The organism is Streptomyces sp. NBC_01275 (genome assembly GCF_026340655.1).
Classification (GTDB): domain Bacteria; phylum Actinomycetota; class Actinomycetes; order Streptomycetales; family Streptomycetaceae; genus Streptomyces.
The window spans coordinates 1-1,071 of the sequence record NZ_JAPEOZ010000005.1 but is presented as its reverse complement, the minus strand read 5'-3'; the positions used below and the strand labels follow the sequence as shown (position 1 = coordinate 1,071).

Genomic DNA, 1,071 nt, shown 5'->3' with positions numbered 1-1,071 from the left:
GCGCGATCACCTGCCAGAGGGCCTCCGGGGAGTTCACGCCCCCGGGGAACCGGCATCCCATGCCCACGATCGCGATGGCGTCCTCGCCGGTCGTCGACGCTGCCCGGCCGCCGCCCTGGACGAGTGCCGCCTTGGCCGCCGCTTCGGTCGTCTCCTCCGGTGCGGGCAGCACCAGTTCACGCAACCGCCCGACGAGGGCGAGCGGGGTCGGGTAGTCGAACACGAGGGTGGCGGGCAGGCGCAGTCCGGTGGCCGCGGTCAGCCGGTTGCGCAGCTCCACGGCGGTCAGGGACTCGAAGCCCAGGTCCTTGAAGACCTGGTCGGGGCGTATTCCCTCGCTCGCACCTCGCCCGAGCACGGCAGCCGCGTGCACGCTGACGAGGTCGAGCAGAACCCGGTCGCCGTCCGCCTGCGGCAGCCCCGCCAACCGCTCCCGCAGCTCGTCCCCCGAGGACGACCCGCCGGACGGCGAGCTGTCGGACGGCGATCCGGGGCCCGGTCCGGCCGATCCACGCGCCGCCGCACGCTCCGACACCACACGGGTGGGCGGCAGTTCGGACAGCAGACGGCTGGGCCGTACAGCGGTGAACAGCGGGACGAACCGTTCCCAGTCGATGTCCGAGACGGCCACGAACGTGTCGTCGTGGTCGAGCGCCTGCTGCAGAGCGGCGAGCGCCGACTCGGCCGGCATCAGCGGGAGCCCCTGCCCGCGCACCCGCTCGCGCCGCGCCTCGACATCCGCATCCGAGTCCCCCAGATTCCGCCAGGTGTGGACGGCGTCCTCCCACACGCCCCAGGCCACCGAGGTCATGGGCAGGCCCCGGGCCCGGCCGCGCTCGGCCAGCGCGTCCAGCGCGGCGTTGGCCGCCGCGTACGCCGCGTGGTCGCCGCTGCCCCAGAACCCGGCGATCGAGGAGAACAGCACGAACGCGTCCAGATCCTCGGCGTCCAGCAGCTCCGCGAGGTGCTCGGCGCCGTCGAGCTTGGCCGCCAGAGTGGCGTCGACGCTCGCCAGGGTCGTCCCGCCGAACGGCGCCAGCTCGATGTGGGCCGCCGTGTGCAGCACCGCCC

General features: G+C 74.2%; 1 protein-coding gene. It reads right to left on the bottom strand.

Annotation, left to right across the window (positions count from 1 at the left end):
• Positions 1-1,071 (bottom strand): beta-ketoacyl reductase (locus OG562_RS45885; protein ID WP_266409970.1); only part of this gene is annotated, 1,071 nt, incomplete at both ends.